Source organism: Rhodobaculum claviforme (assembly GCF_016653255.1).
GTDB classification, from domain to species: domain Bacteria; phylum Pseudomonadota; class Alphaproteobacteria; order Rhodobacterales; family Rhodobacteraceae; genus Rhodobaculum; species Rhodobaculum claviforme.
This window is the reverse complement of sequence record NZ_NHSD01000100.1, coordinates 1-5,850: the sequence shown is the minus strand read 5'-3', so window position 1 is coordinate 5,850 and position 5,850 is coordinate 1. Positions and strand designations below refer to the sequence as shown.

Here is a 5,850-nt window from a genome sequence, read left to right as displayed (position 1 = left end):
TGGTGGCCGGGGCGTTCTGGCTGGCGCTTGGGCTGATCGGGCTGTCGCGGCTGGCCGATGGGCTGGACGGGGCGGTGGCGCGCGCGCTGGGACCCAGCGATTTCGGCGGATTTCTGGACATCACGGCGGATTTCGCCTTCTACGGCGCGATCCCGCTGGCGTTCGTGCTGCATGACCCGGCCGCCAACGGCGCCGCCGGAGCGTTCCTGCTGCTGAGCTTCTACATCAACGGCGCAAGCTTTCTGGGCTATGCCATCCTGGCCGAGCGGCGCGGCCTGCGCACCCGCAGCCACGGGGTCAAGTCGCTCTATTTCACCGCCGGGCTGCTGGAGGGGGCCGAGACCATCGCCTTTTTCGTCGCGCTGTGCCTGTGGCCCGCGCAGTTCGCGCCGCTGGCCTGGGCCTTTGGCGCGCTGTGCCTGGTGACGGCGCTGTCGCGGGTGCTGATGGCGCGGCGGGTGTTCCAGCGCTGAGGGGCGGCCCCGCAGGGCCATTCGCCGCGCCCGCCCGGGTTGCGGCACCCCGGTCGACGCCCTAAACCAAGGCGACAAACACAGGCTTGGACACCCGATGACGGACCAGACGGCAGGCGATGGGCAGGACCGCGCAAGGTCGCGCAAGGTCGGCGCGCTGGGCGCGCTGTGGCCGTTCATGCGGCCCTATCGGCGGCTGCTGGCGCTGGCGGTGGCGGCTCTGGTGGCGACCGCGCTGGTGGCGCTGACGCTGCCGCTGGCGGTGCGCCGCGTCGTCGACGGGTTCGAGGCCAAGGACACCATGCTCCTCAACGCGTATTTCGCGGGCGCGCTGGGGGTGGCGGGGCTGCTCGCGCTGGGGACGGGGCTGCGGTATTACCTCGTGACCCGGCTGGGCGAACGGGTGGTGGCCGACATCCGCAAGGCGGTGTTCGACCGCATGATCGGCATGTCGCCCGCGTTCTACGAACGCATCATGACCGGAGAGGTCCTGTCGCGCATCACCACCGACACCACGCTGATCCTGTCGGTGATCGCGTCGTCGGTGTCGATCGCGCTGCGCAACATCCTGCTGCTGGTGGGCGGGCTGGTGGCCTTGATGCTGACCTCGGCCAAGCTGACGGCCTTCGTGCTGCTGCTGGTGCCCGCGGTGATCGTGCCCATCGTGGTGATCGGGCGCCGCCTGCGCAAGCTGTCGCGCGAGAACCAGGACTGGATCGCCGCGTCCTCGGGCAGCGCGTCCGAGGCGCTCCAGGCCGCGCAGACGGTCCAAGCCTACACCCAGGAGGCCGGCACCCGCGCCGATTTCGCCCGCGTGACCGAAACCTCGTTCGACGTCGCGCGCAAGCGCATCCTGACGCGCGCGGTGATGACGGTCATCGTGATCTTCCTTGCGTTTTCCGGCATCGTGGGGGTGCTGTGGCTGGGGGCCAACAGCGTCGCCGCCGGCGTCATGACCCCGGGCGAGCTGGTGCAGTTCGTCATCTATGCCGTCATCGTGGCCGGCGCCGTGGGGGCCTTGTCCGAGATCTGGGGCGAGTTGCAGCGCGCCGCCGGCGCCACCGAGCGCCTGGTGGAGCTGCTGACCGCCGAGGACGGCGTGCGCGACCCGGACACGCCCGCCCCCCTGCCCCGCCCCGTGCGCGGCGAGATCGCCTTCGAGGACGTCACCTTCCGCTATCCCGCGCGGCCTGACACGGCGGCGCTGCACGGCGTCAGCTTTGACGTGCGGCCGGGGGAAACCGTGGCGCTGGTGGGCCCTTCGGGCGCGGGCAAGACCACCATCATCCAGCTGTTGCAACGGTTCTACGACCCGGCGATGGGGCGCATCCTGATCGACGGCATCGACCTGCGCACCATGGCACGGGCCGATTTCCGCGCAGCCATCGCGCTGGTGCCGCAGGACCCGGTGATCTTTGCCGGCTCCGCGCGCGACAACATCCGCTTCGGGCGCCCCGACGCCACCGATGCGCAGGTGGAGGACGCCGCCCGCGCCGCCGCCGCGCATGACTTCCTGATGGCGCTGCCGGACGGCTACGACACCACCCTGGGCGAACGCGGCGTGCTGCTGTCGGGTGGCCAGAAGCAGCGCGTGGCCATCGCCCGCGCGATCCTGCGCGACGCCCCCGTGCTGCTGCTGGACGAGGCGACAAGCGCGCTGGACGCCGAGAGCGAGCGCGCGGTGCAGCACGCGGTCGAACGGCTGGCCACCGGGCGCACCACCTTGATCGTGGCGCACCGGCTGGCGACGGTCAAGAAGGCCGACCGCATCCTCGTGTTCGAGAACGGCCGCATCGTCGCCGAGGGCACCCATGACGCGCTGGTCAGCGAAGGCGGCCTCTATGCCCGGCTGGCACGGTTGCAGTTCACCGACGGCATCGCCGCCGAGTAGCCCCGCCAGGCAGCCGACCGCCGGACCTGCCCGCCGGGGCGCGCGGGGTCATGAATTTCCGCTGTCACGCGCGGCACCGACGCTCTAGTCTGGCGCCATGACCCAGCCCCCCGCGCCCCTGATCCGCCCCGTGACCCCGGCCGACCGCGACGCATGGGCGGCGCTGTGGCGCCAGTATCTTGCGTTCTATCGCACCGAACTGCCCGAGGCGACCTATGACACCCTGTTCGCGCGGCTGCTGGCACCCGGCCCGGACGGCCCCTTCGGCCTGCTGGCCGACATCGACGGGCGCCCCGTGGGCCTGGTGCATTACCTGTTCCACCTGCACTGCTGGAAGCCCGAGGGGGTGGTGTATCTCCAGGATCTGTTCACCGACCCGGCCGCGCGCGGGCGCGGTGTGGCGGGGGCGCTGATCACGGCGGTGTATGCGGCGGGCGATGCGGCGGGGCGGCCCTCGGTCTACTGGATGACGCAGAGGGACAACGCGACCGCGCGCGCCCTTTATGACCGGGTGGCGGTGCCCACCGACTTCATGCGCTACATCCGGGGCTGAGGGGATGCGCGCGTGGATCGCCCTTGTGATCCTGGGCCTCGCACTCGGGGCCTGCGCCCCGTCGCCGCCGTCCCGTCTGGCCGGCCCCGAGGCGCTGGATCTGCCGCCCGTGCCGCGCTTCGGCCCCGCCCGCGTGACGGCTCCGCAGCGCGCCAACCGCGAGATCGCCCACGACATCCTGGAGATGGGCTTCTTCATGGAAAGCGGCCGCCCGCTGCCGGTCCTGTCGCGCTTTGACGGGCCGGTGACGGTGTTCCTGACCGGCCCCGAGCCCCCCGGCGCGCGCGCCGAGGCCGAGGCCCTGATTGCCCGGCTGCGCCAGGAAGCAGGCCTGGAGGTCACGCTTGCCGCGCCCGGCACCCCCCCCGCCGGGCGCCGCGTCACCGCGGAATTCGTGCCGCGCGCGGCCATGCGCCGGGCGGTGCCACAGGCTGCGTGCTTCATCGTGCCCCGCATCTCCAGCTGGGAGGATTTCCGCAGCCAGCGCCGCAGCCCCCGGCTGTCCTGGACAACGGTGACGGAGCGCGACGAGGTCGCGGTGTTCATCCCCGCCGACACCACCCCGCAGGAAACCCGCGATTGCCTGCACGAGGAGATCGCGCAGGCGTTCGGCCCGCTCAATGACCTGTATCGCCTGCACGACAGCGTGTTCAACGACGACAACTTCCAGACCATCCTGACGGGCTTCGACATGCTGCTGCTGGCGGCCTGGAACGACCCGGCACTGGCGATCGGGATGGACCGCGACGCGGTGGCCGCGCGCCTGCCGGCGATCCTTGCCCGGCTCAACCCCCGCGGAGAGCGGATTGCCGCCGCGCCGCTGCCGCCGCGCCGTCCGCAGGCCTGGCAGGACGCGATCGAGACCGCGCAGGGCCCCGGCGCCAGCCGCACCCGCCGCCGCGACGCCGCCGCCGAGGCGCTGCGCATCGCCATCGAGGCGGACTGGCGCGACGCGCGGCTGGCGTTCTCGTGGTTCACGCTGGCGCGCCTTGCCCGCCCGCAGGAGGTTGACCTCGCGCTGACGGGGTTCCTGCAGGCGGGCATGATCTATCGCTCGCTGCCGGGCGCCGAAGCGCATGTGGCCCATGTGGACATGCAGCTTGCGGTGTTCGCCCTGTCCGCCGGGCAACCCGTGGAGGCCCGCCTGCTGGCCCGCGCCGCCCAGCCCGCCGCGCGCGCGACGCAGAACGCGGCCTTGCTGTCGTCGCTGATGATGGTGGAGGCCGAGGCGCTGGACCGGCTGGGCCGCACGGACGAGGCACGGCGCATCCGCCTCGACAGTCTGGGCTGGGGCCGCTACGGGTTCGGCACGATCGAGGTGGTCAACGCCCGGCTGGCCGATATCGCGGCCCTGGGCCAGCCACGGATCGGCAGGCAGGCGACGGGGGGCTGAGGGGATGATCGTTCTGGCGGGACTGATCGCAGGCGGCGTGCTGGGGCTTTCCAGCGCACGCAGGCGCGGCGGAAACCGACTGGATCTGGCGCAATACACCGCCGTCGGCGCGATCCTCGGCGGCATTCTGGGCCTGTTTGCCACCATCGGGATCGAACGGATGCTGTGACGCGATGTTTCTGGGGTTCTTCGATCAGCTGCGGCGGGCGGGCGTTCCGGTCAGCCTGCGCGAATTCCTCGCCTTTCTGGAGGGGTTGAGCGCGGGGCTGGCGACCTGGGACGTGGAGGCGTTCTACTACCTCGCGCGCACGGCGATGGTGAAGGACGAGCGCCACATCGACCGCTTCGACCGGGCGTTTGCGGCCACCTTCAAGGGGCTGGAGGCGATCACCCCGCAACAGATGCTGGAGGCGCTGGACCTGCCCGCCGACTGGCTGCGCAAGCTGGCCGAAAAGCACCTGACCCCCGAGGAACGCGCGCAGATCGAGGCGCTGGGCGGCTTCGAGAAGCTGATGGAGACGCTGCGCCAGCGCCTCGCCGAGCAGGAAGGCCGCCACCAAGGCGGCTCGAAATGGATCGGCACCGCAGGAACCTCACCCTTCGGCGCATATGGCTACAACCCCGAAGGCGTGCGCATCGGCCAGGACGAAAGCCGCCACCAGCGCGCCGTGAAGGTCTGGGACAAGCGCGAGTTCCGCAACTTCGACGACCAGGTCGACCTCGGCACCCGCAACATCAAGGTCGCCCTGCGCCGCCTGCGCCGCTGGGCGCGCGAGGGCGCGGTGGAGGAGCTCGACCTCGACAGCACCATCCGCGCCACCGCCGAACAGGGCTGGCTGGACGTCCGCACCCGGCCCGAGCGCCACAACGCGGTCAAGGTGCTGCTGTTTCTCGACGTCGGCGGGTCCATGGACCCCTATGTCCGCGTGGTGGAGGAGTTGTTCTCCGCCGCCCGCGCCGAGTTCAAGCACCTGGAATACTGGTACTTCCACAACTGCCTGTATGAGGGCGTCTGGCGCGACAACGCACGCCGCTGGGACGCGCAGACCCCCACGGCGGAAGTGTTGCGCACCTATGGCAGCGACTGGAAATGCATCTTTGTGGGCGACGCGAACATGAGCCCCTACGAGGTCACCCACCCCGGCGGCGCCAACGAGCACTGGAACCCCGAACCGGGCCGCGTCTGGCTGGAGCGCGCCCGCGCGCAGTGGCCCGCGACCCTGTGGATCAACCCCACGCCCGAACGCTACTGGGCGCACGCCCACTCCATCCGCCTGATCCGCGACATCTTCGAGGACCGCATGGTTCCGATGACGCTGGAGGGGATCACCCGCGGCGTGCGCGAGCTGGGACGCTGACGCCGGGTTGACGTCGTTTAGAATGCTTCTAAAGTAGGGTCTTCGCCAGCCGAGGGGCCAGCCCAGATGATCGATCCCACTGTCACGCTTGTGTTCGTTGCTGCGCTGATCACGGCGCTGGCGACCGGGCTGGGGGCACTGCCGCTGCTGGCGGGGCGCGTGGCGACGGGGCGCTGGCTGGG

Annotated in this window: 6 protein-coding genes; all 6 read left to right on the top strand. The window is 71.2% G+C overall.

The window, feature by feature from the left end:
* A partial coding sequence (locus tag CCR87_RS01905; protein WP_201155637.1) for a CDP-alcohol phosphatidyltransferase family protein occupies window positions 1–473 on the top strand: 473 nt, incomplete at its 5' end.
* Window positions 474–570: 97 nt separating this feature from the next.
* On the top strand, window positions 571–2,364 hold the full coding sequence (locus CCR87_RS01900; protein ID WP_201155636.1) for an ABC transporter transmembrane domain-containing protein: 1,794 nt from the start codon (window positions 571–573) through the stop codon (window positions 2,362–2,364).
* 97 nt (window positions 2,365–2,461) lie between these two features.
* Window positions 2,462–2,917: a GNAT family N-acetyltransferase gene (locus CCR87_RS01895; RefSeq protein ID WP_201155635.1), complete on the top strand. Its 456-nt coding sequence runs from the start codon at window positions 2,462–2,464 to the stop codon at window positions 2,915–2,917.
* A gap of 4 nt (window positions 2,918–2,921) precedes the next feature.
* The gene (locus tag CCR87_RS01890) at window positions 2,922–4,310 is read left to right on the top strand and encodes a DUF2927 domain-containing protein (RefSeq protein WP_201155634.1); all 1,389 of its coding nucleotides are present in this window, start codon (window positions 2,922–2,924) and stop codon (window positions 4,308–4,310) included.
* A gap of 4 nt (window positions 4,311–4,314) precedes the next feature.
* Window positions 4,315–4,479, top strand: coding sequence for a hypothetical protein (locus CCR87_RS01885; protein ID WP_201155633.1), 165 nt, complete (start codon window positions 4,315–4,317; stop codon window positions 4,477–4,479).
* 4 nt (window positions 4,480–4,483) lie between these two features.
* Window positions 4,484–5,668 (top strand): vWA domain-containing protein, encoded by a 1,185-nt coding sequence (locus tag CCR87_RS01880; RefSeq protein ID WP_201155632.1) that lies wholly within the window; start codon window positions 4,484–4,486, stop codon window positions 5,666–5,668.
* Window positions 5,669–5,850: the final 182 nt, after the last annotated feature.

Bases quoted from the DNA above. Each gene is read 5' to 3' on its own strand.
- CCR87_RS01900 (WP_201155636.1), top strand. From the start codon at position 571: ATGACGGACCAGACGGCAGGCGATGGGCAGGACCGCGCAAGGTCGCGC.
- CCR87_RS01880 (WP_201155632.1), top strand. From the start codon at position 4,484: ATGTTTCTGGGGTTCTTCGATCAGCTGCGGCGGGCGGGCGTTCCGGTC.
- CCR87_RS01895 (WP_201155635.1), top strand. From the start codon at position 2,462: ATGACCCAGCCCCCCGCGCCCCTGATCCGCCCCGTGACCCCGGCCGAC.
- CCR87_RS01890 (WP_201155634.1), top strand. From the start codon at position 2,922: ATGCGCGCGTGGATCGCCCTTGTGATCCTGGGCCTCGCACTCGGGGCC.
- CCR87_RS01885 (WP_201155633.1), top strand. From the start codon at position 4,315: ATGATCGTTCTGGCGGGACTGATCGCAGGCGGCGTGCTGGGGCTTTCC.